Origin of the sequence: Enterobacter sp. PL1 (genome assembly GCF_945957325.1) — a bacterium.
GTDB lineage: Bacteria > Pseudomonadota > Gammaproteobacteria > Enterobacterales > Enterobacteriaceae > Enterobacter > Enterobacter roggenkampii.
The window spans coordinates 135,457-159,836 of the sequence record NZ_CAMFKT010000003.1 but is presented as its reverse complement, the minus strand read 5'-3'; the positions used below and the strand labels follow the sequence as shown (position 1 = coordinate 159,836).

General features: G+C 53.4%; 26 protein-coding genes, 1 other RNA gene and 1 pseudogene. 14 read left to right on the top strand and 14 right to left on the bottom strand.

Features of this window, described 5'->3' with window-relative positions; all coding sequences use genetic code 11:
• The first annotated feature begins 351 nt into the window (after positions 1-351).
• The 11 genes and pseudogenes from garL (at position 352) to N6P30_RS04105 (ending at position 12,254) form a co-directional block, all read left to right on the top strand.
• A complete protein-coding gene (garL, locus tag N6P30_RS04155) occupies positions 352-1,122 on the top strand; it encodes a 2-dehydro-3-deoxyglucarate aldolase (protein WP_023294648.1) in 771 nt (256 codons plus the stop codon).
• A gap of 21 nt (positions 1,123-1,143) precedes the next feature.
• Entirely contained in the window at positions 1,144-2,034 is an 891-nt protein-coding gene (garR, locus tag N6P30_RS04150) for a 2-hydroxy-3-oxopropionate reductase (protein WP_008501502.1), read from the top strand.
• Positions 2,035-2,093: 59 nt separating this feature from the next.
• Positions 2,094-2,470, top strand: an RNA gene (rnpB, locus tag N6P30_RS04145) — RNase P RNA component class A.
• 294 nt (positions 2,471-2,764) lie between these two features.
• Positions 2,765-3,124 (top strand): annotated as a pseudogene (locus tag N6P30_RS04140) (pentapeptide repeat-containing protein); the annotation flags it as partial.
• Positions 3,125-3,148: 24 nt separating this feature from the next.
• On the top strand, positions 3,149-4,036 hold the full coding sequence (wcaA, locus tag N6P30_RS04135; protein ID WP_225828892.1) for a colanic acid biosynthesis glycosyltransferase WcaA: 888 nt from the start codon (positions 3,149-3,151) through the stop codon (positions 4,034-4,036).
• A 754-nt stretch (positions 4,037-4,790) separates the two neighbouring features.
• Positions 4,791-5,711, top strand: coding sequence for a transcriptional regulator TdcA (tdcA, locus tag N6P30_RS04130; RefSeq protein WP_045334575.1), 921 nt, complete (start codon positions 4,791-4,793; stop codon positions 5,709-5,711).
• A 100-nt stretch (positions 5,712-5,811) separates the two neighbouring features.
• The gene (tdcB, locus tag N6P30_RS04125; protein WP_023294645.1) at positions 5,812-6,801 is read left to right on the top strand and encodes a bifunctional threonine ammonia-lyase/L-serine ammonia-lyase TdcB; all 990 of its coding nucleotides are present in this window, start codon (positions 5,812-5,814) and stop codon (positions 6,799-6,801) included.
• 9 nt (positions 6,802-6,810) lie between these two features.
• Positions 6,811-8,142, top strand: coding sequence for a threonine/serine transporter TdcC (gene tdcC, locus N6P30_RS04120; protein ID WP_008501506.1), 1,332 nt, complete (start codon positions 6,811-6,813; stop codon positions 8,140-8,142).
• Positions 8,143-8,172: 30 nt separating this feature from the next.
• Positions 8,173-9,381 (top strand): propionate kinase, encoded by a 1,209-nt coding sequence (gene tdcD, locus N6P30_RS04115; protein ID WP_023294644.1) that lies wholly within the window; start codon positions 8,173-8,175, stop codon positions 9,379-9,381.
• 15 nt (positions 9,382-9,396) lie between these two features.
• A complete protein-coding gene (pflB, locus tag N6P30_RS04110) occupies positions 9,397-11,691 on the top strand; it encodes a formate C-acetyltransferase (protein ID WP_023294643.1) in 2,295 nt (764 codons plus the stop codon).
• Between the two features lie 152 nt (positions 11,692-11,843).
• Positions 11,844-12,254, top strand: coding sequence for a Spy/CpxP family protein refolding chaperone (locus N6P30_RS04105; protein WP_023294642.1), 411 nt, complete (start codon positions 11,844-11,846; stop codon positions 12,252-12,254).
• Positions 12,255-12,328: 74 nt separating this feature from the next.
• Here N6P30_RS04105 and N6P30_RS04100 read toward each other — a convergent pair whose 3' ends face one another.
• From N6P30_RS04100 to N6P30_RS04090, 3 genes are read right to left on the bottom strand one after another with little or no spacing between them, the layout of a single operon-like run.
• On the bottom strand, positions 12,329-12,814 hold the full coding sequence (locus tag N6P30_RS04100; RefSeq protein ID WP_023294641.1) for an Hcp family type VI secretion system effector: 486 nt from the start codon (positions 12,812-12,814) through the stop codon (positions 12,329-12,331).
• A gap of 21 nt (positions 12,815-12,835) precedes the next feature.
• On the bottom strand, positions 12,836-13,153 hold the full coding sequence (locus N6P30_RS04095; RefSeq protein WP_023294640.1) for a DUF1493 family protein: 318 nt from the start codon (positions 13,151-13,153) through the stop codon (positions 12,836-12,838).
• 2 nt (positions 13,154-13,155) lie between these two features.
• Positions 13,156-13,605, bottom strand: coding sequence for an STM2901 family protein (locus tag N6P30_RS04090; RefSeq protein WP_032653558.1), 450 nt, complete (start codon positions 13,603-13,605; stop codon positions 13,156-13,158).
• Between the two features lie 351 nt (positions 13,606-13,956).
• Between N6P30_RS04090 and N6P30_RS04085 the strand changes: the two genes are divergently transcribed.
• The gene (locus N6P30_RS04085) at positions 13,957-15,288 is read left to right on the top strand and encodes an amino acid permease (RefSeq protein WP_023294639.1); all 1,332 of its coding nucleotides are present in this window, start codon (positions 13,957-13,959) and stop codon (positions 15,286-15,288) included.
• Between the two features lie 20 nt (positions 15,289-15,308).
• Positions 15,309-16,610: a serine dehydratase subunit alpha family protein gene (locus tag N6P30_RS04080; protein WP_023294638.1), complete on the top strand. Its 1,302-nt coding sequence runs from the start codon at positions 15,309-15,311 to the stop codon at positions 16,608-16,610.
• Between the two features lie 60 nt (positions 16,611-16,670).
• Here N6P30_RS04080 and N6P30_RS04075 read toward each other — a convergent pair whose 3' ends face one another.
• A complete protein-coding gene (locus tag N6P30_RS04075) occupies positions 16,671-17,372 on the bottom strand; it encodes a pirin family protein (RefSeq protein WP_023294637.1) in 702 nt (233 codons plus the stop codon).
• Positions 17,373-17,476: 104 nt separating this feature from the next.
• On the opposite strand from N6P30_RS04075, the gene N6P30_RS04070 reads away from it, so the two are divergent.
• Positions 17,477-18,379 (top strand): LysR family transcriptional regulator, encoded by a 903-nt coding sequence (locus N6P30_RS04070; RefSeq protein WP_023294636.1) that lies wholly within the window; start codon positions 17,477-17,479, stop codon positions 18,377-18,379.
• A gap of 41 nt (positions 18,380-18,420) precedes the next feature.
• Here the strand turns inward: N6P30_RS04070 and N6P30_RS04065 are convergent, their stop codons facing one another.
• From N6P30_RS04065 to exuR, 10 genes are all read right to left on the bottom strand, one after another.
• Positions 18,421-18,786, bottom strand: a complete 366-nt coding sequence (locus N6P30_RS04065; RefSeq protein ID WP_023294635.1) for a DUF805 domain-containing protein — start codon at positions 18,784-18,786, stop codon at positions 18,421-18,423.
• Positions 18,787-18,892: 106 nt separating this feature from the next.
• Positions 18,893-19,879 carry a glutathione S-transferase family protein gene (locus N6P30_RS04060; protein WP_023294634.1) on the bottom strand — a complete coding sequence of 329 codons (987 nt, stop codon included), beginning with the start codon at positions 19,877-19,879 and terminating at the stop codon, positions 18,893-18,895.
• A gap of 71 nt (positions 19,880-19,950) precedes the next feature.
• Complete coding sequence (locus N6P30_RS04055) at positions 19,951-20,343, bottom strand: DoxX family protein (RefSeq protein ID WP_023294633.1); 393 nt, start codon at positions 20,341-20,343, stop codon at positions 19,951-19,953.
• A gap of 251 nt (positions 20,344-20,594) precedes the next feature.
• Positions 20,595-20,891 (bottom strand): YqjK-like family protein, encoded by a 297-nt coding sequence (locus N6P30_RS04050; RefSeq protein WP_023294632.1) that lies wholly within the window; start codon positions 20,889-20,891, stop codon positions 20,595-20,597.
• The gene (locus tag N6P30_RS04045) at positions 20,888-21,286 is read right to left on the bottom strand and encodes a phage holin family protein (RefSeq protein WP_014885329.1); all 399 of its coding nucleotides are present in this window, start codon (positions 21,284-21,286) and stop codon (positions 20,888-20,890) included. The genes N6P30_RS04050 and N6P30_RS04045 overlap by 4 nt, the downstream gene beginning before the upstream one ends.
• Position 21,287: 1 nt before the next feature.
• The gene (locus tag N6P30_RS04040) at positions 21,288-21,593 is read right to left on the bottom strand and encodes a YqjD family protein (RefSeq protein WP_008503141.1); all 306 of its coding nucleotides are present in this window, start codon (positions 21,591-21,593) and stop codon (positions 21,288-21,290) included.
• A 29-nt stretch (positions 21,594-21,622) separates the two neighbouring features.
• On the bottom strand, positions 21,623-21,991 hold the full coding sequence (locus N6P30_RS04035; RefSeq protein ID WP_008503142.1) for a DUF1090 domain-containing protein: 369 nt from the start codon (positions 21,989-21,991) through the stop codon (positions 21,623-21,625).
• Positions 21,992-22,134: 143 nt separating this feature from the next.
• Positions 22,135-22,518, bottom strand: a complete 384-nt coding sequence (mzrA, locus tag N6P30_RS04030; RefSeq protein ID WP_023294631.1) for an EnvZ/OmpR regulon moderator MzrA — start codon at positions 22,516-22,518, stop codon at positions 22,135-22,137.
• A gap of 2 nt (positions 22,519-22,520) precedes the next feature.
• A complete protein-coding gene (gene yqjA, locus N6P30_RS04025; RefSeq protein ID WP_008503144.1) occupies positions 22,521-23,183 on the bottom strand; it encodes a DedA family general envelope maintenance protein YqjA in 663 nt (220 codons plus the stop codon).
• A gap of 344 nt (positions 23,184-23,527) precedes the next feature.
• Positions 23,528-24,304, bottom strand: a complete 777-nt coding sequence (exuR, locus tag N6P30_RS04020; RefSeq protein ID WP_008503145.1) for a transcriptional regulator ExuR — start codon at positions 24,302-24,304, stop codon at positions 23,528-23,530.
• Positions 24,305-24,380: the final 76 nt, after the last annotated feature.

Here is a 24,380-nt window from a genome sequence, read left to right as displayed (position 1 = left end):
TTCTGATAATAGGTTCAGCCATTTTTCTGATGGTAGAAATAAATACGCGGCTTTCAGAAATAAAGCATGTCAGCAGATTCAATATCAAAATGTGATCCCGATCGCTCGCGAGCCCGTAATCCTTGATTCTGTGCATTAGCGCCCAGTGCTTTGTGCATATGCAAAAATTTTTATCAAAAAATAGCGTAATACCTGAGCATTAAAACAATGTGCGGTCGTGGATTGCATCTTATACTGAATGACGATTTTATTACGCCAGAATATGTCCGAATAATAAATATCATGCTGGCGCGGTGTCTGAATAAATAAAATGATGCTGAAAAAGGCTGCGGAATTAAAAAGGTAAATACGATGAATAACGCTATCTTCCCGAATAAATTTAAAGCGGCTCTCGCAGCGCACCAGATTCAGATTGGCTGCTGGTCCGCGCTGGCAAACCCTATCAGCACCGAAGTGCTGGGCCTGGCCGGTTTCGACTGGCTGGTGCTGGACGGCGAACATGCACCAAACGATATCAGCACGTTTATTCCGCAGCTGATGGCGCTGAAAGGCAGCAACAGTGCCCCGGTGGTGCGTGTCCCCACCAACGAACCGGTGATTATTAAGCGTCTGCTGGATATCGGCTTCTACAACTTCCTGATCCCGTTTGTGGAGACGGAAGAGCAAGCGGCGCTGGCCGTGGCGTCAACGCGCTATCCTCCCGAAGGGATCCGCGGCGTTTCCGTTTCGCACCGCGCCAATATGTTTGGCACCGTCCCGGACTATTTCGCGCAGTCCAACAGCAACATCACCATTCTGGTTCAGATCGAGAGCCAGCAGGGCGTCGATAACGTCGACGCGATTGCCGCCACAAGCGGCGTGGACGGGATCTTCGTCGGCCCAAGCGATCTGGCTGCGGCCTTTGGCCATCTGGGTAACGCCAGCCACCCTGACGTGCAGCGCGCGATCCAGCACATCTTTGCCCGCGCCAAAGCACACGGCAAGCCGTGCGGCATTCTGGCGCCGGTTGAGGCTGACGCCCGCCGCTACCTGGAGTGGGGAGCCACGTTTGTTGCCGTCGGCAGCGACCTCGGCGTTTTCCGCTCGGCTACGCAGAAATTAGCGGACGCTTTTAAAAAATAACCATCATTGAGGAAACAGATTATGACGCTGAAAGTGGGTTTTATTGGCCTGGGGATCATGGGTAAACCAATGAGTAAGAACCTCATCAAAGCAGGTTACTCGCTGGTGGTCTCCGATCATAATCCACAGGCCGTGGCTGAGGTGATAGCGGCTGGCGCAGAGGCAGCCACCACCGCGAAAGCCATTGCCGAGCAGTGCGATGTCATCATCACCATGCTGCCAAACTCCCCGCACGTCAAAGAAGTCGCGCTGGGTGAAAACGGCATTATCGACGGCGCGAAACCGGGCCTGGTGCTGATCGATATGAGCTCTATCGCACCGCTCGCGAGCCGTGAAATCAGCGAGGCGTTGAAGGCGAAGGGCGTCGATATGCTGGATGCACCGGTCAGCGGCGGCGAGCCGAAAGCCATCGACGGCACGCTGTCGGTCATGGTCGGCGGCGATAAAGCTATTTTCGATAAATTTTACGACCTGATGAAAGCCATGGCGGGCTCCGTGGTACACACCGGGGAGATCGGCGCGGGTAACGTGACCAAGCTGGCAAACCAGGTGATCGTGGCACTCAACATTGCCGCCATGTCTGAAGCGCTGACGCTGGCGACCAAAGCGGGCGTCAATCCGGACCTGGTCTACCAGGCTATTCGCGGCGGTCTGGCGGGCAGTACGGTGCTGGATGCCAAAGCGCCCATGGTCATGGATCGCAATTTCAAACCCGGTTTCCGCATCGACCTGCATATTAAAGATCTGGCGAACGCGCTGGACACTTCCCACGGCGTGGGCGCACAGCTGCCGCTGACCGCGGCGGTCATGGAGATGATGCAGGCGCTGCGTGCCGATGGCCTGGGCACGGCCGATCACAGCGCAATTGCATGCTACTACGAAAAACTGGCGAAGGTGGAAGTGGCGCGTTAATCACGGCTTACCCACAGCCGAGGGTGACAGCGGCGCGCAAACCCTCTATACTGCGCGCCGAAGCTGACCAGACAGTCGCCGCTTCGTCGTCGTCCCTTTCGGGGGAGACGGGCGGAGGGGAGGAAAGTCCGGGCTCCATAGGGCAGGGTGCCAGGTAACGCCTGGGGGGGAAACCCACGACCAGTGCAACAGAGAGCAAACCGCCGATGGCCCGCGCAAGCGGGATCAGGTAAGGGTGAAAGGGTGCGGTAAGAGCGCACCGCGCGGCTGGTAACAGTCCGTGGCACGGTAAACTCCACCCGGAGCAAGGCCAAATAGGGGTTCACATGGTACGGCCCGTACTGAACCCGGGTAGGCTGCTTGAGCCAGTGAGCGATTGCTGGCCTAGATGAATGACTGTCCACGACAGAACCCGGCTTATCGGTCAGCTTCAACTTCTTCTAAAACAATACGTTGGTGTGTCTCAGGCTTTCCCTGGTGAAAATGTGACACAGACTGTGATACAAACGAGGCACACCAACGGCTGTTCCATCCCGACTATCCTGAAACCTTGCAACCGCGACAGCCTTCATTTCCGTCTGCCTTCAGTTTATATGTATGTCTCTGGATTGCGATTCATATTTATTTACTGACAATATTGGCTCTACAGACCACCCTGGCTCACTACAATGTATGAGAAAAATAAATAAAACGTTAATGAATACAGTTTGTCCCTAATTAATTTCTGAAAATGAAGAGGGACTATTGCTATAGAATGTTAAGAGCGCTTAACTCAATGCCTAATTTTTTCATCGGTATTCGTTTGAGCATGGACAGAAAAAACAAACTAAAAAAACTAATCCAATATCATAAAAATATACTTAAAAATCACCGATATCAGCCTGATTTGGCAGGTGCAGACCTGCGATTTATGGATCTCAGGGGGCTCTATTTACGCAATATTAATTTATCGGGATGCGATATTTCGTTTTGTGATCTTCGAGGAGCCGATTTCTCCTGTGCCAACCTTGCAGGCGCTAATCTTAGCTACTGTAAAACGGAAGGTACAATTTTTAGTCACGCTAATTGTACTTGCGTGGATTTTACTGGAAGTGATATCCATGATGTCAGGTTATTGACGGAACATGAACAAAATGAAAGTGATACGCCACTATCCCTACCACTCATCTCCATCTACATGCCAACCTGGAACCGCCAGGCATTGACGATCAGAGCCATACAATCGGTGCTGAATCAAGACTATGTGCACTGGGAACTCATTATCATTGATGATTTCTCATCGTCATTTGACCAGCTCTTGACGTATATCACTGAACTGAATGACCCACGCATTACCTATATTCGCAATGAATTTAACTCTGGTGCTTGTGCAGTCCGAAATCAGGCTATAAGAATGGCCCGTGGTGACCTTATTACGGGTCTGGATGATGATGATGAATGGCTGCCGACACGCCTGTCCTCTTTTCTTACCTGGCAACATAAACTTCAGTTGCACAGTTTTTTGTACGCAAATGATTATCTCTGTGACGGTACCGGATATCATCATCCTGATGAATTACAGGTGTATCCGAAACCGGCTTATAAAAAAAGCCTGTTTGATAAACGGAATATTATAGGCAACCAAATGCTGACCTTAACCAGTAGAATGCAGCAGATCCTGTTCGACGACGCCTTGCCTGCTGCTCAGGATTATGATGCTTTTTATCGGCTTGCAGAAACCTTCGGTGAACCTTTCAAACTGGATGACATCACACAGGTGCTTTATGTCAATCACGGCGAAGCCCGCATTACCTGCTCAGGACGAAAGTTTTCAGGTTATCTACGTTTTTACCGGAAACACAAAGCCAAATTAGACGTATCGAGTAAAAAATATCAGCTCTTCACTCTATACTACATTCGCAACAAAAAGATGCGCCCGCAAACCCTGATGAAACTGATGACGCTACGCAATCTGAAACGCTATCTGATGATGTATACCCGCTTCCGGAACAAAAAGTTCTGATGTGTACAAACGACAAGAGTCGTTGTGGTGTCTGGAAATAGTAGTTTAATACGGCAATCATTGTGACGAGGGGCTGGATAAGTCGCCGGGAATTACCCCGGCGGACAACCACGACGAACGGGTAAGCGCAGCGCCATCCGGCACCACACAAACGACATCAATTCTCATATTTGCGACATTAAGCACATTTCACTGTTTTTCACTCGACGGTTCCGCCTCGGAATCTGCAGACGATCGCCATCACAAAATTTATATCTAAAAAACCGGCGATCTGTAGTATTGATAATTTGTTATGATTGTTAGCTTAATGTTCGTAAATCTTTTCTCGTTTGATATGCGCTTATTGAAATCAAATACATTTCCTCCGTGAATATGTGACGTATTCCACTCTTTTCCTGAAATTTGAAAATTTACGTCGTAAAAAATGGCTTAAATGGAAGTATGTTTCAAACAAATGACGGTTATTTATTAGCCTTTAATTGCCTGAAATATCGTCTTTATTGTTTTTTTAAGAACGGTGAAATAAATCCGGGTTATCGCCATAAAATAAATTTATTAGCGCTATTTTTGTTGATCAATATCAGCGTTGTAGCGTATTTAATTACCTTCAATCCATTGATTTATAAGGTTTTTAATGGGTTTTTGAAGCGTGAGTTAAGGGTTGCTCAAAGCAAATTGTGAGTAACAGCACATACCCCCTGAAACATTATTGAGTAGAATTCACCCCGTCATAGGGAAATAAGCGCAGAATATTATGAACACTATTATTCTACCGAAAACACAGCACCTCGTGGTATTTCAGGAAGTCATTAAAAGTGGCTCCATAGGTTCTGCTGCAAGACAACTGGGCCTGACGCAACCCGCCGTCAGCAAAATCATCAGCGATATCGAATCTTACTTCGGTGTGGAAGTGATGGTACGTAAAAATACGGGCGTAAAACTGACGGCTGCAGGCCAGGTTCTGCTCTCGTACTCCGAGTCGATCACGCGTGAAATGAAAAACATGGTGAGCGAAATCAATAGTCTCAGTTTTAGCACCGTTATGGATGTCTCCTTTGGCTATCCGTCGCTGATTGGTTTTACCTTCCTGTCTGAGATGATCAAAAAATTCAAGGAAGTGTTCCCGAAAGCGCGCGTCTCAATGTATGAAGCTCAGCTCTCCTCTTTCCTCCCGGCCATTCGCGATGGTCGTCTGGATTTCGCTATAGGCACGCTGAGCGATGAAATGCTGCTGCAGGATCTGCACGTCGAACCGCTGTTTGAGTCTGAGTTTGTGCTGGTCGCCAGCAAAACGCGAACGTGCACCGGCCCGACGACACTGGCATCGCTTACGCACGAGCAGTGGGTGATGCCGCAAACCGATATGGGCTACTACAAAGAACTTCTGACCACTCTGCAAGATAACCACATCAGCATCGAAAACATCGTCCAGACCGATTCCGTCGTCACCATTTATAACCTTGTCCTGAATGCCGATTATCTGACGGTGATTCCCCGCGACATGATTGCCCCATTCGGTTCGGATCAATTTATTGTGCTGCCCGTGGAAGAAGAATTACCCGTGGCGCGTTATGCTGCCGTGTGGTCTAAAAATTACAGGATTAAAAAATCGGCGTCAGTATTAGTTGAGCTGGCTAAACAATATTCGTCGATGAATATCGAAAGACGACGATGAATAATAAGTTTTAATTTTAAAAATACCCAGAGCTTAACGTATTAACGCTCTGATACCCTGACTTTGCCTGAAAAGAATGAATTATTATAACGAGGATATTATGCATATTACCTACGATCTCCCGGTAACCATTGAAGATATTCAGGACGCCAGAAAACGACTGGTAGGCAAGATATATAAAACCGGTATGCCGCGCTCGAATTATCTCAGCGAACGGTGTAAGGGCGAAATATTCCTTAAGTTTGAGAACATGCAGCGTACCGGTTCGTTCAAAATTCGCGGCGCGTTTAATAAATTAAGCTCGCTGACCGATGCTGAAAAGCGCAAAGGCGTGGTCGCCTGCTCTGCGGGAAACCACGCGCAAGGAGTGTCGCTCTCCTGCGCCATGCTCGGCATCGACGGTAAAGTGGTGATGCCGATGGGCGCACCAAAATCTAAAGTGGCCGCGACCCGCGACTACTCGGCGGAAGTGGTGCTCCACGGTGAGAACTTCAACGACACCATCGCTAAAGTGAGCGAAATCGTCGAGATGGAAGGGCGCATTTTTATTCCGCCTTACGATGACGCCAAAGTGATCGCCGGGCAGGGCACCATCGGTCTGGAAATTCTCGAAGATTTATACGACGTGGATAACGTCATTGTCCCTATCGGCGGCGGCGGATTAATTGCCGGGATTGCAACGGCGATTAAATCCATCAACCCGACCATTAATATTATCGGCGTACAGTCTGAAAACGTGCACGGAATGGCAGCCTCCTGGCAGGCAGGAGAAATAACCAACCATCGCGTTACCGGCACGTTAGCCGACGGCTGCGACGTCTCTCGTCCGGGTAAATTAACCTTCGAAATCGTTCGTGAACTGGTCGATGACATTGTGCTGGTGAGCGAAGACGATATTCGCAACAGCATGATTGCCCTTATTCAGCGAAATAAAGTGGTGACGGAAGGCGCCGGCGCGCTGGCCTGTGCCGCGTTATTAAGCGGCAAGCTTGACCACTATATTCAGGGCCGTAAAACCGTTTGCATTATTTCCGGCGGCAATATCGATCTCTCCCGTGTTTCCCAAATTACCGGCTTCGTTGACGCATAAAGGTGACCTATGAGCAACACAGAAAGCATTATCGTTGGCCAGACAAAAACGTCCTCCTGGCGTAAGTCTGATACCACCTGGACGCTTGGCCTGTTTGGTACCGCCATTGGCGCAGGCGTGCTGTTCTTCCCCATTCGCGCAGGCTTTGGGGGCTTAATCCCTATCCTGCTGATGCTGGTTCTCGCGTTCCCGATAGCGTTTTACTGCCACCGCGCGCTGGCGCGCCTCTGCCTGTCCGGCAGCAACGTCTCCGGCAACATCACCGAAACGGTGGAAGAGCATTTCGGTAAAACCGGTGGGGTGGTGATCACGTTCCTCTACTTCTTTGCCATTTGCCCGCTGCTGTGGATTTACGGCGTCACTATTACTAACACCTTCATGACCTTCTGGGAAAACCAGCTCCAGCTGCCTGCGCTAAACCGCGGCGTGGTGGCGCTGTTCCTGCTGCTGCTGATGGCTTTTGTTATCTGGTTTGGTAAAGACCTGATGGTGAAGGTGATGAGCTTCCTGGTGTTCCCGTTTATTGCCAGTCTGGTGCTGATTTCCCTGTCGCTGATCCCTTACTGGAACTCCGCGGTGATCGACCAGGTCAACCTGAGCGATATCGCCTTCACCGGCCATGACGGCATTCTGGTCACGGTGTGGCTGGGGATCTCCATCATGGTCTTCTCCTTCAACTTCTCGCCTATCGTCTCCTCGTTTGTGGTCTCCAAGCGCGAAGAGTACGAGCCGGAGTTCGGTAAAGAATTCACCGAGCAGAAATGTTCCAAAATCATCGGTCGCGCCAGCATGCTGATGGTCGCCGTGGTGATGTTCTTCGCCTTTAGCTGCCTGTTTACGCTCTCTCCGCAGAACATGGCGGACGCCAAAGCGCAGAACATTCCGGTGCTCTCTTACCTGGCGAACCACTTTGCCTCCATGTCCGGCACTAAATCGACGTTCGCGACGGTACTGGAATATGGCGCTTCCATTATTGCCCTGGTCGCTATCTTCAAATCTTTCTTCGGTCATTACCTGGGCACGCTGGAAGGGCTGAATGGCCTGATCCTCAAGTTCGGCTACAAAGGCGATAAGAAGAAGGTCTCTGTCGGCAAACTGAACACCATCAGCATGGTGTTCATCATGGGCTCCACCTGGGTTGTCGCGTACGCCAACCCGAACATTCTCGACCTTATCGAAGCCATGGGCGCGCCAATCATCGCCTCTCTGCTGTGCCTGCTGCCGATGTACGCCATCCGCAAAGCACCGGCCATGGCGAAATATAAGGGCAAACCCGAGAACATCTTCGTCACGGTTGTGGGCCTGCTGACCATTCTGAATATCGTTTACAAACTGTTCTAAACCATTGCTCAGGAAGAGCGGAGTCACATGATGATTGAGTTTCCGGTTGTACTGGTAATTAACTGCGGTTCGTCCTCTGTTAAGTTTTCGGTGCTCGATGCCAGCAGCTGCGACGCCCTGATGACGGGCATTGCAGACGGCATCAACACGGATAAAGCCTTTATTTCCGTGAACGGGGGTGAGCCAGCCACACTGGCTCACCAGGACTACGAAGGGGCGCTGGCTGCCATCGCCCTGGAGCTGGAGAAGCGTGACCTGATGAGCAGCGTGGCCTTAATTGGCCACCGCATTGCGCACGGCGGTGACCTCTTCAGCGAGTCGACCCTGATTACGGAAGAGGTGATTGAGCAGATCCGCCAGGTCTCCCCGCTGGCGCCGCTGCATAACTACGCCAACCTGAGCGGCGTGGAAGCCGCAGAGCGCCTGTTTCCGGGCGTGCAGCAGGTCGCGGTATTTGATACCAGCTTCCACCAGACGCTGCCGCCGCAGGCGTACCTGTACGGTTTGCCGTACCGCTATTTTGAAGCGCTGGGCGTGCGCCGTTACGGCTTCCACGGCACCTCTCACCGCTACGTAGCCGCGCAGGCGCATTCGCTGCTTGGGCTGTCCCCCGATGACAGCGGCCTGGTGATTGCCCACCTCGGCAACGGGGCGTCCATCTGCGCGGTGCGTAACGGCGAGAGCGTGGATACGTCCATGGGCATGACGCCGCTGGAAGGGCTGGTGATGGGCACGCGCTGCGGCGACGTGGATTTTGGCGCGATGGCGTGGATTGCCCAGCAGACCGGTCAGTCGTTTGAGGATCTGGAGCGCGTGGTCAACAAAGAGTCCGGGTTGCTGGGGATCTCCGGCATCTCCTCCGATTTACGCGCGCTGGAGAAAGCCTGGTACGCCGGTAATGAGCGGGCGCAGCTGGCTATCCAGATCTTCGTTCACCGTATAGCGCGACATATCGCCGGGCACGCGGCGTCGCTGCACCGCCTCGATGGCGTGGTCTTTACCGGCGGCATCGGCGAAAACTCAACGCTTGTCCGCGCGCTGGTGGCGGAACATCTGAAAGTGTTCGGCATCCGCCTCGACGACGCCAAAAATGCCCTGCCGGGCAGCGCGGGTGAGCGCGTCATCTCCACTGATACCTCCCGCGTGGTCTGCGCGGTGATCCCTACCAACGAAGAAAAAATGATCGCGCTGGACGCCCTCCGTCTTGGGAAGGTTACCCCGGCTGCGGCTTACGCCTGATAAAGCGAGAATCTGATGAAAGTAACAATCGAAACGGGCGTCGCGCCCTACAGCGACGCATGGGCCGGGTTTCGCGGTGAAGAATGGAAAAACGCCGTCAACGTCCGCGATTTTATTCAGCATAACTACACCCCTTATGAAGGCGATGAAGCTTTCCTCGCGCAGGCGACGCCAGCAACGACGGCGCTGTGGCAGAAGGTGATGGTCGGCATTCGTCAGGAGAATGCCACCCACGCCCCGGTGGATTTTGACACCAACATTGCCACCACCATTACGGCCCACGGGCCGGGCTACATCGACCAGGATCTGGAGACGATCGTCGGCCTGCAAACCGACAAGCCGCTCAAGCGCGCCCTGCATCCGTACGGCGGGATCAACATGATCCGCAGCTCGTTTGAAGCCTATGGCCGGGAGATGGATCCGCAGTTTGAATACCTGTTTACCGACCTGCGCAAAACCCACAACCAGGGCGTGTTTGACGTCTATTCGCCGGAGATGATGCGCTGCCGTAAATCCGGCGTGCTGACCGGTCTGCCGGACGGCTACGGGCGCGGGCGCATTATCGGTGATTACCGCCGCGTGGCGCTCTACGGTATCCGCTATCTGGTGCGCGAGCGTGAGCTTCAGTTCGCCGATCTGCAGGGCCGGCTGGAGCGCGGCGAAGATCTGGAGGCGACGATCCGCCTGCGCGAAGAGCTGGCGGAACACAAGCGCGCGCTGCTGCAGATCCAGCAGATGGCGGCGAACTATGGCTTTGATATCTCACGCCCGGCGATGAACGCCCAGGAAGCGGTGCAGTGGCTCTATTTCGCCTACCTGGCAGCGGTAAAATCCCAGAACGGCGGAGCCATGTCGCTGGGGCGCACGGCCTCGTTCCTCGATATCTACATCGAACGCGACATGCAGGCGGGGCGGCTGAACGAGGTGCAGGCGCAGGAGTTGATCGACCACTTCATCATGAAGATCCGCATGGTGCGCTTCCTGCGCACGCCGGAATTCGACACGCTCTTCTCCGGCGATCCGATCTGGGCCACGGAAGTGATCGGCGGCATGGGGCTGGACGGCCGCACGCTGGTGACCAAAAACAGCTTCCGCTATCTGCACACGCTCCACACCATGGGCCCCGCGCCGGAGCCGAACCTGACGATCCTCTGGTCAGAACAGCTGCCGATCGCGTTCAAGAAATACGCCGCGCAGGTGTCGATCGTTACCTCGTCGCTGCAGTATGAGAACGACGATCTGATGCGTGCGGACTTCAACAGCGACGACTACGCCATTGCCTGCTGCGTCAGCCCGATGGTGATCGGCAAGCAGATGCAGTTCTTCGGCGCGCGCGCCAACCTCGCCAAAACGCTGCTGTACGCAATCAACGGCGGGGTGGACGAGAAGCTGAAGATCCAGGTGGGGCCGAAAACCGAGCCGCTGCTGGACGACGTGCTGGATTACGACACCGTAATGGCGAGCCTCGATCACTTTATGGACTGGCTGGCGGTGCAGTACATCAGCGCCCTGAATCTCATTCACTACATGCATGATAAGTACAGCTACGAAGCCTCGCTGATGGCGCTTCACGATCGGGACGTTTACCGCACCATGGCCTGCGGCATTGCCGGGTTGTCGGTAGCGGCGGATTCCCTGTCCGCCATTAAATACGCCACGGTGAAGCCGGTGCGCGACCATACCGGTCTGGCGGTCGATTTCGTGATAGAAGGGGATTACCCGCAGTACGGCAACAACGATGACCGCGTGGACAGCATCGCCTGCGACCTGGTGGAACGCTTTATGAAGAAAATTCAGGCGCTGCCAACCTACCGCAACGCGGTGCCGACTCAGTCGATCCTGACCATCACCTCCAACGTGGTTTACGGGCAGAAGACCGGGAACACGCCGGACGGACGACGCGGCGGCACGCCGTTTGCCCCAGGCGCGAACCCCATGCACGGCCGTGACAGAAAAGGGGCGGTGGCCTCGTTAACGTCGGTCGCCAAGCTGCCGTTCACGTATGCCAAAGACGGGATCTCTTACACCTTCTCCATCGTGCCGCAGGCGCTGGGCAAAGACGAGCTGGTGCGCAAAACCAACCTGGTAGGGCTGCTGGACGGGTACTTCCATCACGAAGCGTCTATTGAGGGTGGGCAGCACCTGAACGTTAACGTGATGAACCGGGAGATGCTCCTCGATGCCATTGCGCATCCGGAGAATTACCCGAACCTGACGATCCGCGTTTCGGGCTATGCGGTGCGCTTTAATGCGCTGACACGCGAGCAGCAGCAGGACGTGATTTCGAGGACGTTTACGCAGGCGATTTGACGAAAACCTACTCTCATGCCCCCTCACTGCAGGGGGCATTTTTTTGCCCGCTAAACATACAAAATTGTTTATATAATTACTCACACATATTCATCCGCTCTTGAAAAACAATGCTCCTGCTTTTTCCTATAACAGCATGTAAGGACTGTAAGATGATGAAAATGACCCGCATTGCGTTGGCTGCTGCTTCACTGGTGGTGTGCAGTTTTACGGCGCAGGCCGCGAACGTTGAGGCTGCCCCGTCACCGTCCCAGGATCCTCTGGTACAGCACCTGAAGCTCAGCAATGAGCAGGTGAAAAAGATTGAAGATCTGCATAAGCAGCTGGAACAAAATGTCAGCAAGATCCCGATGGCGGGCGTGAAGGACGGTGCGCTGATCGACATGTTCCAGGCGGGCAAATGGGACGAAAGCACGGTGAAAAGCCAGCTTAGTGCATTCAGCAAAATTGAAGAGCAGACCCGCTATTACCGCGTGAAATATTACTTCGACGTCAGCCAGGTATTGACGGCGGAACAGCGCAAACAGATTAGAACGGATATGGCTAACGCGCTGGCTGAGTAAGCAGGAATCAATCATTTAAACTGAAACCTCACAGAATCGCTTTAATTAGATTCTGTGAGGAATGATCCTGACTTTCATGCTGATACACGTTCATTCCAGGCATCAGAGAATTGAATGTTCCCGTCGCAATAGGTCCAGGTCGCTTTTTCGTAGCGCAATTGAATAGATTCAAGGTGGCCAGTACCAGGACAGTGACGAGTATCGTTAACAATTGGGGAGATAGAGACAACTTTCACACAGTCCAGCTCAGTTTTAAAATATTCTACCTCCAAACCTGCGTCATTAATTCGGTAATATCTAATCTCAACTTTCTTAAGGTTTTGTCCTGTCGCTACCGCCTTATAAAGATAGGGAGATGAGCTATCAATTTCCTTCTCGAAAAGAAAAGGAGCGTGTTTCCTCGTTCCGGTTAATCTTCCGGAGAGTGGGTCGGTTGGAATACTCAAATTATGGGTTAAACCTCTAATTTCAATACTCCCTTCACGATCCTGAACATCACATGAACCTTTAATGAGTGAACCAGCGTCGTCATAGAACCAAATGTGAACAGGTACGGCCATTATAAATACTCCTTCAAAATATCAATCGTGTATCCATTTACCTGCTTTAACCGCGTCGGCAAACATTCTTACCGTCAATGGTTTTGATATTTGCTCAACCGGTTCTTTAGTAAACCATTTCCTGAAAAACCAGGTTTGAGTCCAGGGGAAATAATTTTCTGTGTTAACTTCGATAAGGTACTCTTTTTCGAATCTCTCAATCGCATATACGATATCATCCAGGTCGGTGTAATCCTGTAGAACATCATCCATCTCAAGTGGGATTCGCTTACCGGTAAATGTTCCTTGTTCTGGTAAATTGTCCCTGAAGAATTTTAAAACATCAGCTTCACTGTTCATCTTCACCAAATCCGGTCTTTTGGGTGAGCAATCGTATTATATCTTGAAAGCGTTTTGTAACTTATCATTGCAACATCTGCAGCAAGTATGGTTATCCCTAGAGCAGGTATCCAACGGCCAATGAACGCACCTAAGTTTTTGGTATACATTGGTTTTCGGTATTTAAAGCTTGCAAGTGTAATTGTAGGTAGTCGATGTGGTAGCTGTACATTCAGTAGATCTCGCAGGTATTTAGATGCCACAGATGTGCCGATTGTAGCCGTTTCTGGCTTTGTTCTGGTTTCAAGTATCGGTAAACCAAGAATCATAGTGGCCATCATTATGACATCCTTTAATCCGCCGAACTGTTCATCGGTGGCATCCAGAAAAATCCAAAAAAATAACTCAGATGCTGAGATGTTGCATACACCTTTATAAAAGTAGGTTCCATTGAGCTCTTCAACGCTGTCCATAGTATAACCGTAATCATCAGGTGGTTTGTTGAAATATCATCCTATAAAAAAGTAATGGCTGAGAGGAGGTGATCCATCTTTATAAATTCTGAAATATTATCGTTTTAATGATGATATGATTTTTTTGAACTGCATCACTTTTAGAAAATACTATCTGTTTTTTATGGTTTAATAGAATGTTTTACTCTCAATGCAGAAAAACCACATAAAAATTGTGACTTTTTTCTCCCTCGCTCCGGTTAAGATTTTCTCACATCAATAACAAGCACCTGCTGCCATCTGAATCGCCATCGCTGGCGATCGGAACCTTATAAAAACAACTGTTTACCCTACAAAATAAGCGAGTGCCCCATGGATACGGCAACAAACAGCAGTGTCATTGTGAATGATTCCCCTGCGGCAAGGCGGGCGGGAATGAGTGAAAGCGAGTGGCGAGAGGCGATCAAATTCGACAGCACCGACACGGGTTGGGTCATCATGAGTATTGGGATGGCTATCGGCGCGGGGATTGTTTTTCTCCCGGTACAAGTCGGATTAATGGGGCTGTGGGTATTTTTGCTCTCGTCCATTATTGGTTATCCCGCCATGTATTTATTCCAACGGTTGTTTATTAACACGCTGGCAGAATCCCCGGAATGCAAAGACTACCCGAGCGTAATTAGCGGGTATTTGGGTAAGAACTGGGGGATTTTATTAGGTGCGCTCTATTTCGTGATGCTGGTGATCTGGATGTTTGTCTATTCCACGGCCATTACCAACGACAGCGCCTCGTATTTGCACACCTTCGGCGTGACCGACGGTTTGCTCTCGGAAAATCCGTTCTACGGTTTATTCCTGATTTGCATTCTGGTCGCGATTTCTTCACGCGGTGAAAAGCTGCTGTTTAAAGTGTCCAGCCTGATGGTGCTGACCAAATTATTCGTAGTTGCCGCGCTGGGCCTGTCGATGATCGGCCTCTGGCATTTAGCCAACGTGGGCATGCTGCCGCCGATGGGGCTGCTGATTAAAAACGCCATCATTACGCTGCCCTTTACCTTAACCTCCATTCTCTTTATTCAGACCCTCAGCCCGATGGTGATCTCTTACCGCTCGCGTGAAAAATCGGTGGAGGTGGCGCGCCATAAGGCGCTGCGGGCGATGAACATTGCTTTTGGTGTCCTGTTTGTGACGGTCTTCTTCTATGCCGTCTCTTTCACCCTGGCGATGGGGCACGATGAGGCGGTCAAAGCCTACGAGCAGAATATCTCTGCCCTGGCGATTGCGGCGCAGTTTATCAGCGGCGACGGCGCGGGCTGGGTCAAAATCGTCAGCGTGATCCTCAATATCTTCGCCGTGATGACCGCGTTCTTCGGCGTCTACCTCGGCTTCCGCGAGGCCACGCAGGGTATCGTCATGAACATCCTGCGCCGCAAAATGCCGGCAGAAAGAATCAATGAAAACGCCGTCCAGCGCGGGATTATGCTGTTCGCCATTCTGCTGGCCTGGAGCGCGATAGTCCTGAACGCGCCGGTGTTGAGCTTCACCTCCATCTGTAGCCCCATCTTCGGCATGGTGGGCTGTCTGATCCCGGCATGGCTGGTCTACAAGGTACCGGCGCTGCATAAATATAAAGGCGTATCGCTGGTGATTATTGTCATCACCGGACTGCTGCTTTGTGTTTCTCCTTTCCTCGCATTCTCCTGAGGGTAATTAAGGTCGTAACGATGTCTGAGCAAACTCATCCTTTATGGAATCAATTTATTCGCGCGGTGCAGGAAGAAGTGAAGCCTGCCCTTGGGTGCACCGAACCCGTCTCTCTGGCACTGGCCTGTGCGACTGCCGCAGACCTTCTGCCGGGGGAGGTCACACGGATTGAGGCGTGGGTCTCGCCGAACCTGATGAAAAACGGGCTGGGCGTGACGGTACCGGGTACCGGCATGGTCGGATTACCGATTGCGGCGGCGCTGGGCGCGATTGGCGGTAACGCGCACGCCGGACTGGAGGTGTTGAAAAATGCCACAGCCGATGCACTGGTCCGCGCCAAAGCCCTGCTTGAGGCAGGGCAAGTGCAGGTAAAACTGCAGGAGCCCTGCGATGAGATCCTCTATTCCCGCGCCTGCGTTTATGCCGGGGATCTCTCGGCAATGGTGACCATCGCGGGCGGGCATACCCGGGTGGTGGAAGTGGTTTGCCAGGGGGAAACGCGCTTTACGCTGGATAAGCCCGTGACCGAGGTGGATGACAACCCGCTGGCAGTACTGTCGCACGCTACGCTGTCGCAGATCCTGGAATTTGTCGAGCAGGTGCCGTTTGAGGCCATTCGCTTCATCCTGAAAGCAGGGCAACTGAACGATGCGCTCTCCCGCGAAGGGCTCAGCGGGAAGTGGGGGCTGCATATTGGCGCAACGCTTGAGAAGCAGCGCTCGCGCGGATGGCTGGCGCAGGATCTGGGTTCAGACATTGTTATTCGCACCAGCGCCGCCTCGGATGCCCGGATGGGGGGCGCAACGCTGCCGGCGATGAGCAATTCGGGCTCCGGTAACCAGGGGATCACCGCCACCATGCCCGTCGTTGTTGTGGCTGAGCACCTTCAGGCCGGTGACGAACGGCTGGCGCGGGCGCTGATGCTGTCGCATCTGTCCGCGATCTATATCCATCACCAGCTTCCTCGCCTGTCCGCACTGTGCGCGGCGACAACGGCGGCGATGGGCGCTGCGGCGGGCATGGCGTGGCTGATGGGTGGCCGTTACCAGACCATCGCAATGGCGATCGGCAGTATGATCGGTGACGTCAGCGGGATGATCTGCGACGGGGCGTCAAACAGCTGCGCCATGAAGGTCTCCACCAGCGTCAGCAGCGCCTGGAAAGCGGTGATGATGGCGCTGGATGAGTCGGGCGTGACGGGCAACGAGGGGATTGTCGCGCACGATGTGGAGCAGTCGATCGCGAACCTGTGCGCCCTGGCGTGCCGCTCGATGCAGGCCACGGACCGGCAGATTATTGAGATCATGGCGAGTAAGGTGTAGCGAGTTCAGGGCTCTATCGGTTCCCTCTCCTGTGGGAGAGGGTTAGGGTGAGGGCGTTCTTTAAACCGGCAAATCAATCAGCAGCGCGCGCAGCGGCGTATCCGCCACCAGGGTAATATTCGCTTCATCACGAATAAACGCGCCGTCGCCGCAGGTGAGCGCTTCTTTCTCTTCCGCGTGCGTCACCGCATGCACCGTACCGTGAATCGACTGCAGATAGGCGCGCGGGCCGTGAAGCTGGAAGCTTGCCTGCTCACCTTTCTTCAGCTCGATATGGTGCAGCCACACCTGCTGACGCAGCTGCAGGCTCCCTTTGCTGCCATCAGGGGATGCAATCAGCTGCTGCTTATCGCCCGTTAAATCTAACTTCTGTACCAGCGGATTTTCCCGCTCAGGGCAGGCGTCGAGCCACAGCTGCATGCGGGTCAGCGTTTTGTCTTTGCTGAGGTTATGCTCGCTGTAGCTGATGCCCGGCTGCGTGGAAATTAACAGCGCTTCGCCAGCCTTTGCCTGGACATGATTGCCCTCGCTATCGCGGTATTCTGCCTCGCCTTCCAGGATCAGGTTCAGGATATCGACTTTCGGGTACGTACGCGGCTGGAAGGAGGCGCCCGGGGCGAGCACTTCCTGGTTCAACACGCGCAGTGAAGCGTAACCGAGGAGTTTAGGGTCAAAGTAGTGTCCAAAGGAAAAGGTGTAGCGGGCCTGCAGCCAACCGAAATCGGCTTGTCCGCACTGTTTAGCTGTTCTTGTCGTAATCATAAACTTGACCTCTCTTTACACTAAAACAATGGTAAAGGTATGGACGCTTCATTGTTAGCCAGATATTCTGCCTGGTATGTTCAAATTTCCTGAATGAGAACGAGATGGCTAAAGAGAGAGCATTGACGCTTGAGGCGCTTCGCGTCATGGACGCGATTGACCGACGCGGCAGTTTTGCGGCGGCGGCCGATGAACTGGGGCGCGTTCCGTCTGCGCTGAGCTACACCATGCAGAAGCTGGAGGAAGAGCTGGACGTGGTGCTTTTTGACCGCTCCGGTCATCGAACAAAATTCACCAATGTCGGCCGAATGCTGCTGGAGCGCGGCCGCGTGCTGCTGGAAGCGGCGGATAAGCTGACGACTGACGCCGAAGCGCTGGCGCGCGGTTGGGAAACCCATCTGACGCTCGTGGCCGAAGCGCTGGTGCCGACCGAAGCGCTGTTTCCGCTGGTGGACCGCCTGGCGGCGAAGGCTAATACGCAGCTGTCGATCATCACCGAGGTGCTGGCAGGGGCATGGGAGCGCCTGGAGACGGGCAGGGCAGATATCGTTATTGCGCCGGACATGCACTTCCGTTCCTCATCGGAAATCAACTCGCGCAAGCTCTACAGCGTCATGAACGTCTACGTTGCCGCCCCCAACCATCCGATTCACCAGGAGCCGGAGCCGCTCTCCGAAGTGACGCGCGTGAAATATCGCGGCGTGGCGGTCGCGGATACCGCGCGCGAGCGTCCGGTGCTGACGGTGCAGCTGCTGGATAAACAGCCACGTCTGACGGTGACCTCACTGGAAGACAAACGGCAGGCGCTGCTGGCCGGTCTGGGCGTGGCGACGATGCCGTACCCGTTTGTGGAGAAAGATATTGCGGAAGGGCGGCTGCGGGTCGTGAGTCCGGAGTACACCAGCGAAGTGGATATCATTATGGCGTGGCGTCGCGACAGCATGGGCGAAGCCAAATCATGGTGCCTGCGCGAAATACCCAAACTCTTCGCCCACCACAATAAATAAACGAGTAGGCCCGGTAAGCGTAAGCGCCACCGGGCGTTATTTTACGCGCCGATCTTAGGATCGGGACCAAAGCGGTTTTCACCTGGGGTGCCGCTCTGGCAGTTGAAGATAAGAATCACGATCCAGCCCACTATCGGGATCAACAGCAGCAATAGCCACCACGCTGAACGATCGGTGTCGTGCAGCCGACGGAACAATACCGCCCACGATGGCAGCAGGACTAACAGGCCATAAATGGTGGTCAGCACGCCTTCACCGCCAGCCCGCTCCCAGCCAAGAATTTTATCCACAATACCCAGCACCATGATGAGGATGAAGTTCACCAGAACGAACATCCAGTACTCTTTGCGGCGGGCGCGGCCACCAAATCCAATGTAGTTGCGCAGTACTTTTAAATACCAGTCCATTTTCCTTGCCTCATTAGTCAGTCAATCACTTGTTTTCTAAGCGATCGAGGTAAGAATAGATGGAGATTGTGAATTAAAAAAGGGCATCTGGTGATGCCCTTAATATTTATCCAAAACGGACGTCGCGCCCGTGCAGTTCATCCAGATCCTGCCACGGACCGATGGAGATAATACCCGTCGGGTTGATGGTCTTGTGGCTGCGGAAATAGTGGGTGCGAATATGGTCGAAGTCGACCGTCTCCGCGATGCCCGGCATCTGGTAGATGTCGCGCAGGAAACCATGCAGGTTCAGGTAGTCGCTGATGCGGTGCTTGTCGCACTTAAAGTGGGTGACATAGACCGGATCAAAGCGAACCAGCGTGGTCCACAGGCGAATGTCCGCTTCCGTCAGGCGATCGCCCGTCAGGTAGCGATGCTGGCCCAGGATCTGTTCCAGGCGTTCCAGCGATTCAAACACCTTTCCGACCGCTTCGTCATACGCTTCCTGGCTGGTGGCGAAACCGGCCTTATAGACACCGTTATTGACGTTGTCGTAAATCCAGCCGTTCAGCTCATCAATTTTCTCGCGCAGTTCCACCGGATAGTAATCTCCGGCACGGGCGCCGTGCGCGTCAAACGCGGTATTGAACATGCGGATGATTTCCGCAGACTCATTGCTGACAATCGTCTGGTTTTTCTTGTCCCACAGCACCGGCACGGTCACGCGCCCGGTGTAGTGCGGATCGGCGCGCAGATATAGCTGGTACAGGAAATCGTGGTGATAAAGATCGTCGCCGGTTGCCGCAGGGAAATCACTGTCAAACGTCCAGCCATTTTCCAGCATTAGCGGGTTGACCACGGAAACCGGAATGAAGGATTCGAGACCTTTAAGCTTGCGCACGATCAGCGTGCGGTGGGCCCACGGGCAGGCGAGGGAAACATAAAGATGATAACGATCTTTCTCAGCCGCGAAGCCGCCTTCGCCGCTCGGGCCTGGTGCGCCGTCGGCGGTCAGCCAGTTACGGAAGGCCGAAACAGAGCGCTTAAAGCGACCTCCGGTGGATTTGGTGTCATACCAGACATCCTGCCAGACGCCGTCTACGAGTTGTCCCATTTTTTCTCCTCCGTCAGATAGCAAAAGCGAGGAGATGTCTCCTCGCTTTGTGTTTATTCAGTATAGCGTGCTTACCATTTCTTATTCAGAACGCGGTCGATGCTGTATGCGCCCGGGCCAGTGACGGCCAGCAGCAGGAAGCCACCCGCGATGGTCAGGTTTTTCATGAACATCAGTGAGTTCACGCCTTCCGCAAAGTTGCTGTGGAAGATGAACGCGGTCAGCAGGGTGAAGCCTGCGGTAAACAGCGCGGTGGTGCGGGTCAGGAAGCCGAACAGCACTGCCAGGCCGCCGCCGAACTCAAGAAGAATGGTCAGTGGCAACAGGAACCCCGGAACGCCCATGGCTTCCATATACTGCTGGGTACCCGCATAACCGGTGATTTTGCCCCAACCTGCCACGATGAACAGAATTGGCATCAGAATACGCGCGACCAGTACACCAACATCTTCTAATTTTTTCATTTTACTCTCCAGGAAACCACATCAGCGGCTGAACGTTATTTGTCTGCAATTCCGGGTAGATACCGCGTCGTTGCTGTCGATGGAGAGCATCATAAACGTGACGGTGGGCGATTGTTAGCAAGGAAAACTGTCAATCTTCTTCAAAGATATTGAGTAAGGAAGGGGGAGGATTTTGCCGGGTGGCGCTGCGCTTACCCGTCCTACGCGTGTAAGTAGGCCGGGTAAGGCGTAGCCGCCACCCGGCGAGAAGGCTAGCGTAATTGCTGCTGACGGATCGTGGCTTTCACCAGACGCCAGGCGCTCCAGGCACCAAAACCACGGCGCGCCCAGCGGATGAGCATATTTGGATGACGAACCGTCCAGATAGCCATCACGCTGCTACCGACCAGCGCCCATGAACGCAGGCTCAGGAAGGTGTTCCAGCCCCGGTCAAACCGTCGCGTCGCGTCAAGCCAGTCGCGACGGCTGGCCGACAGATCCAGCCGTTGCTGCTGGATCTGGCTTAGCAGGTACGCTTTTCGCTTTTGACGTTCGGCTTTACCGCTCACGGCTTGTCATCCTCCAGCAGGGCGCGATCGTTAGCCAGCTCCTGACGCGTATGGCGCAGGAACGTGGACTTACGCGCTTTACGCAGCGTCCATATGCCGCCAATCAGCGCCGCGACCAGCAGAACGACGGTCGTGGCAATCATGGCGTTAAGACGATACTGCGGGTCAATGGCCCAGATGATTAACACCATCAGGCTCATCAGACCAAACGCGGCGAAGAGCATGGTCAGTCCAAGCATCAGCAGCATCTGGAAGAGGTTCGCTTTCTCCTCCTCCAGTTCGACCACTGCCAGCCGGACGCGCGTTTCGGCAATCCCGACCAGCGTCGTCAAAATACGCTGGCCGATGCCGAGGACGTTGTTAGCAGGCCCTTGTGCGTGACGAGGATCTTCCATATCAACGACGCGTCAGCAGGACACCCAGTACCACACCGACTGCGGCACCAATTCCGACACCCGTCCATGGATTATCACGCACGTATTCGTCCGCACGCGCGGCCGCTTCGCGGGTCTGTTTTGCCAGCGCATCGCCGGTTTCACCCAGGCGATAGCGGCTCTCTTTCAGCGCCTGCTCCGCCTTGCTGCGCAGCTTGCTGACCTCTTCTTTTGACTTGTCAGCAGAGGAGTTCAGCACCTCTTCCAGGGTATCGGCCAGGGATTTCAGTTCAGCGCGCAGATGTTCAGACGTCGTATCTTTTGACATGATTCTCTCCTGTTGAGATTTCCGTTAACTCAATAATCGCGAGCTTCCAGCGCTTTCAGGTCGTCCTGCGCTTCTTTCAACTTCTTCTCGCGCTTAGCAATTTTTTCCGCATCCCCTTTCTCTTTCGCTTCCTGCAGGTCGCGACGGCGCTCGGCTATCTCGTCCTTCTGTTCAGCGATTTTCTTCTGGTGGTCGGCACGCAGCTTGCTGTCTGAACAGTTCGCTTTCACTTCGCTCAGCGCTTTTTTAAGACCATCAACACGGTGCTGATTGTTATGCTTTTCGGCATAACCGATCTCACGCTGAATATCCTGTTCTTTCTCCTGACAGAGAGAATTTGCGAAGGATGCTGTGCTTAAAGAAAAAAGGGCCAGAGCCAGAGTCATGCGGAATTTCATTATCGAAACCTTCCATTGTGTTGCGGCGTAAGCCGCTATCCAAAGTTATGCGGAGTACATTCGAGGGGTGCTCCGCGTACTTAAGCATAGTAAGTAAACGGGGGATTCACCAAAGTGAGTGAAAAGATTCGGAATCCTGGTAATTATCCAAACCGATGCGACGTATCGCGAATCAGCGACAGCCAGGCAGCAGGCTGGCTGTCATCTTCCTGCTGAGCGATGATATACCCGTGCGGCAGCGTACGGTCGAGAACCACTTTTGCGGCGGCACTTTGCGCACGGGAATCAAATTTGATCAGTAAAACATCGTCCTGCGGGGTGATGCTTTTAAAGCGGATCCCGTTCGCGTCCAGATGGTGCCAGACAGAAAAACCGTCAGGCACGCTGGCACCCTGGTTCACCGGGCGAATGGCCAGCGTGGATTCCTGGTGCGAAAGCGCGCTCCATGCCAGCAGCATGGCGCTGAGCACCACCAGTGTTATCACGGCGCAGGCAAAACGGCGCAGGGCGAGCGGTGAGATAGCCATCGTTAGCCTCTGGCTCCGTATTTCTTTTTCCACAGGACGACCAGCGAGCCGATCAGACCGAAGACCAGCAGCACCACAGGCAGCAGCATCAGGCAGGACATCAGCTGGTCTTCATATTTCATAAAGACTGGCGTTTTCCCCAACGCATAGCCGAGCGTCGTCAGAATCAGTACCCACAGCAGGCCGCTCATCCAGTTAAAGAACTGGAAGCGCGCGCTGCTCAGCCCCGACAGACCGGCAATGGTCGGCAACAGGGTGCGTACAAAGGCGATAAAGCGGCCAATCAGCAGCGCAGAAAGCCCGTGCTTATGGAAAAGGTGGTGCGCCCGCTGGTGATAATGTGCAGGCAGGTGCGAGAGCCAGTTCTGGACGATCCGGGTATTGCCCAGCCATCTTCCCTGGATGTAGCTGACCCAGCAGCCGAGACTCGCAGCGACGGTCAGTAACAAAATAGTTTGCGGGAATGCCATCGCCCCTTTAGCGCACAGCACGCCGACAAGCACCAGTAAACTGTCACCGGGCAGGAAAGCAGCAGGCAGCAAGCCGTTCTCAAGGAACAGGATCATAAACAAGACGAAATAGAGCATGCCAATCATGGAAGGGTTGGCCAGCGTTTCAAAATCCTGCGCCCAGAGGGCATGCAGTAGTTGGGTCAAAAGTTCCATTCAGTGTTCCTGGAAATCGGTTAACGTCATGCCTGTTATCCGGGACAAACAGCACGGCGACATGGTTGTGATTTCATTATGGTCGCTCGCGGACACATTGCGGTGTGGCCAACACTGTTCCCTGTTAATTGGCTGGTTAGCAAGCACTAACTTACAAAATAACGAAGTGAATCCAATTGTAACAAAGCCCAACGTTCTGCGTCACAGAATTTGCAGGCGTGAGTTGATTTTGGCGTAAGCCCAGAAAGTGAGCGAGGGGATTTACAAAGGCTGACACTATATATGTTTTGCTTACCCACGTTCGCCGGAAGGCGCAGCGAAGCGCCTGCCAGCGGGAAGGTCATCTATTTTGCGGCACTGGGGACCGTATCGAGATGAACAACGGGATTATCGGCGAAAAGATAGCGGTCAGCGTTAAATTCGAAGTCGTCGCTGGTTTCATTGAACAGCATCTGCTTAGTGTTTTCCAGGTGCTGCCACATCGCCAGCTTAGCGGCGTGCGGATCTTTACGAATCAGCGCTTTAAGGATTTGATCGTGATCGTCACACCAGTTGTCGACGGTACGGGAATCGATATGGTCGTGCAGTTTTTTCCAGTACGGGTTGTGAACGCGCTGAGTCCACATTTTCTCAACGATTGCCGCCAGTGCCGTATTCTGGGTTGCCAGTGCGACCTGGACGTGGAACTGCAGATCCCACTCTGAATCGCGGAAACATTTTTCCTTGCGGGCATTCTCCTGGATTTCCATCAGCTTCATGATGTCCTGCTTGGTCACCTGCGTCGCCGCAAATTCGGCAATGTTGCTTTCAATCAACTGGCGAGCCTGGAGCAGCTCAAACGGACCGTAGCTGGCGAATTCCAGACTCTCGTCCGCGACGGGAGAGTGTTTCGGCAGATTGGAAATGACGTGAATGCCGGAGCCTTTGCGTACCTCAACGTAGCCTTCGACTTCCAGCATGATGATCGCTTCACGCACCACGGTGCGGCTGACGCTTTTTTCATCCGCGATAAAGCGCTCGGCGGGCAGTTTATCACCGACAAGATAGACCCCTTGCTCGATGCGATCTTTCAGCTCCGCAGCAAGTTGTTGATATAAACGACGTGGTTCGGTGATTTCCATATGCGCTCCAGGCAGGGTACGGCAGATGATTTGTTATACCACTTTTGCGTGCCACTCTCCAGATTTTGCCATTAAA

Bases quoted from the DNA above. Each gene is read 5' to 3' on its own strand.
- N6P30_RS04045 (WP_014885329.1), bottom strand. From the start codon at position 21,286: ATGGAAGATCCTCGTCACGCACAAGGGCCTGCTAACAACGTCCTCGGC.
- N6P30_RS04070 (WP_023294636.1), top strand. From the start codon at position 17,477: ATGGCTAAAGAGAGAGCATTGACGCTTGAGGCGCTTCGCGTCATGGAC.
- tdcD (WP_023294644.1), top strand. From the start codon at position 8,173: ATGATTGAGTTTCCGGTTGTACTGGTAATTAACTGCGGTTCGTCCTCT.
- garL (WP_023294648.1), top strand. From the start codon at position 352: ATGAATAACGCTATCTTCCCGAATAAATTTAAAGCGGCTCTCGCAGCG.
- garR (WP_008501502.1), top strand. From the start codon at position 1,144: ATGACGCTGAAAGTGGGTTTTATTGGCCTGGGGATCATGGGTAAACCA.
- N6P30_RS04095 (WP_023294640.1), bottom strand. From the start codon at position 13,153: ATGAACAGTGAAGCTGATGTTTTAAAATTCTTCAGGGACAATTTACCA.
- N6P30_RS04080 (WP_023294638.1), top strand. From the start codon at position 15,309: ATGTCTGAGCAAACTCATCCTTTATGGAATCAATTTATTCGCGCGGTG.
- N6P30_RS04040 (WP_008503141.1), bottom strand. From the start codon at position 21,593: ATGTCAAAAGATACGACGTCTGAACATCTGCGCGCTGAACTGAAATCC.
- N6P30_RS04100 (WP_023294641.1), bottom strand. From the start codon at position 12,814: ATGGCCGTACCTGTTCACATTTGGTTCTATGACGACGCTGGTTCACTC.
- N6P30_RS04075 (WP_023294637.1), bottom strand. From the start codon at position 17,372: ATGATTACGACAAGAACAGCTAAACAGTGCGGACAAGCCGATTTCGGT.
- N6P30_RS04060 (WP_023294634.1), bottom strand. From the start codon at position 19,879: ATGGGACAACTCGTAGACGGCGTCTGGCAGGATGTCTGGTATGACACC.
- mzrA (WP_023294631.1), bottom strand. From the start codon at position 22,518: ATGGCTATCTCACCGCTCGCCCTGCGCCGTTTTGCCTGCGCCGTGATA.
- tdcB (WP_023294645.1), top strand. From the start codon at position 5,812: ATGCATATTACCTACGATCTCCCGGTAACCATTGAAGATATTCAGGAC.
- N6P30_RS04035 (WP_008503142.1), bottom strand. From the start codon at position 21,991: ATGAAATTCCGCATGACTCTGGCTCTGGCCCTTTTTTCTTTAAGCACA.
- N6P30_RS04065 (WP_023294635.1), bottom strand. From the start codon at position 18,786: ATGGACTGGTATTTAAAAGTACTGCGCAACTACATTGGATTTGGTGGC.
- N6P30_RS04055 (WP_023294633.1), bottom strand. From the start codon at position 20,343: ATGAAAAAATTAGAAGATGTTGGTGTACTGGTCGCGCGTATTCTGATG.
- exuR (WP_008503145.1), bottom strand. From the start codon at position 24,304: ATGGAAATCACCGAACCACGTCGTTTATATCAACAACTTGCTGCGGAG.
- N6P30_RS04090 (WP_032653558.1), bottom strand. From the start codon at position 13,605: ATGGACAGCGTTGAAGAGCTCAATGGAACCTACTTTTATAAAGGTGTA.
- tdcA (WP_045334575.1), top strand. From the start codon at position 4,791: ATGAACACTATTATTCTACCGAAAACACAGCACCTCGTGGTATTTCAG.
- pflB (WP_023294643.1), top strand. From the start codon at position 9,397: ATGAAAGTAACAATCGAAACGGGCGTCGCGCCCTACAGCGACGCATGG.
- N6P30_RS04105 (WP_023294642.1), top strand. From the start codon at position 11,844: ATGATGAAAATGACCCGCATTGCGTTGGCTGCTGCTTCACTGGTGGTG.
- tdcC (WP_008501506.1), top strand. From the start codon at position 6,811: ATGAGCAACACAGAAAGCATTATCGTTGGCCAGACAAAAACGTCCTCC.
- N6P30_RS04085 (WP_023294639.1), top strand. From the start codon at position 13,957: ATGGATACGGCAACAAACAGCAGTGTCATTGTGAATGATTCCCCTGCG.
- yqjA (WP_008503144.1), bottom strand. From the start codon at position 23,183: ATGGAACTTTTGACCCAACTACTGCATGCCCTCTGGGCGCAGGATTTT.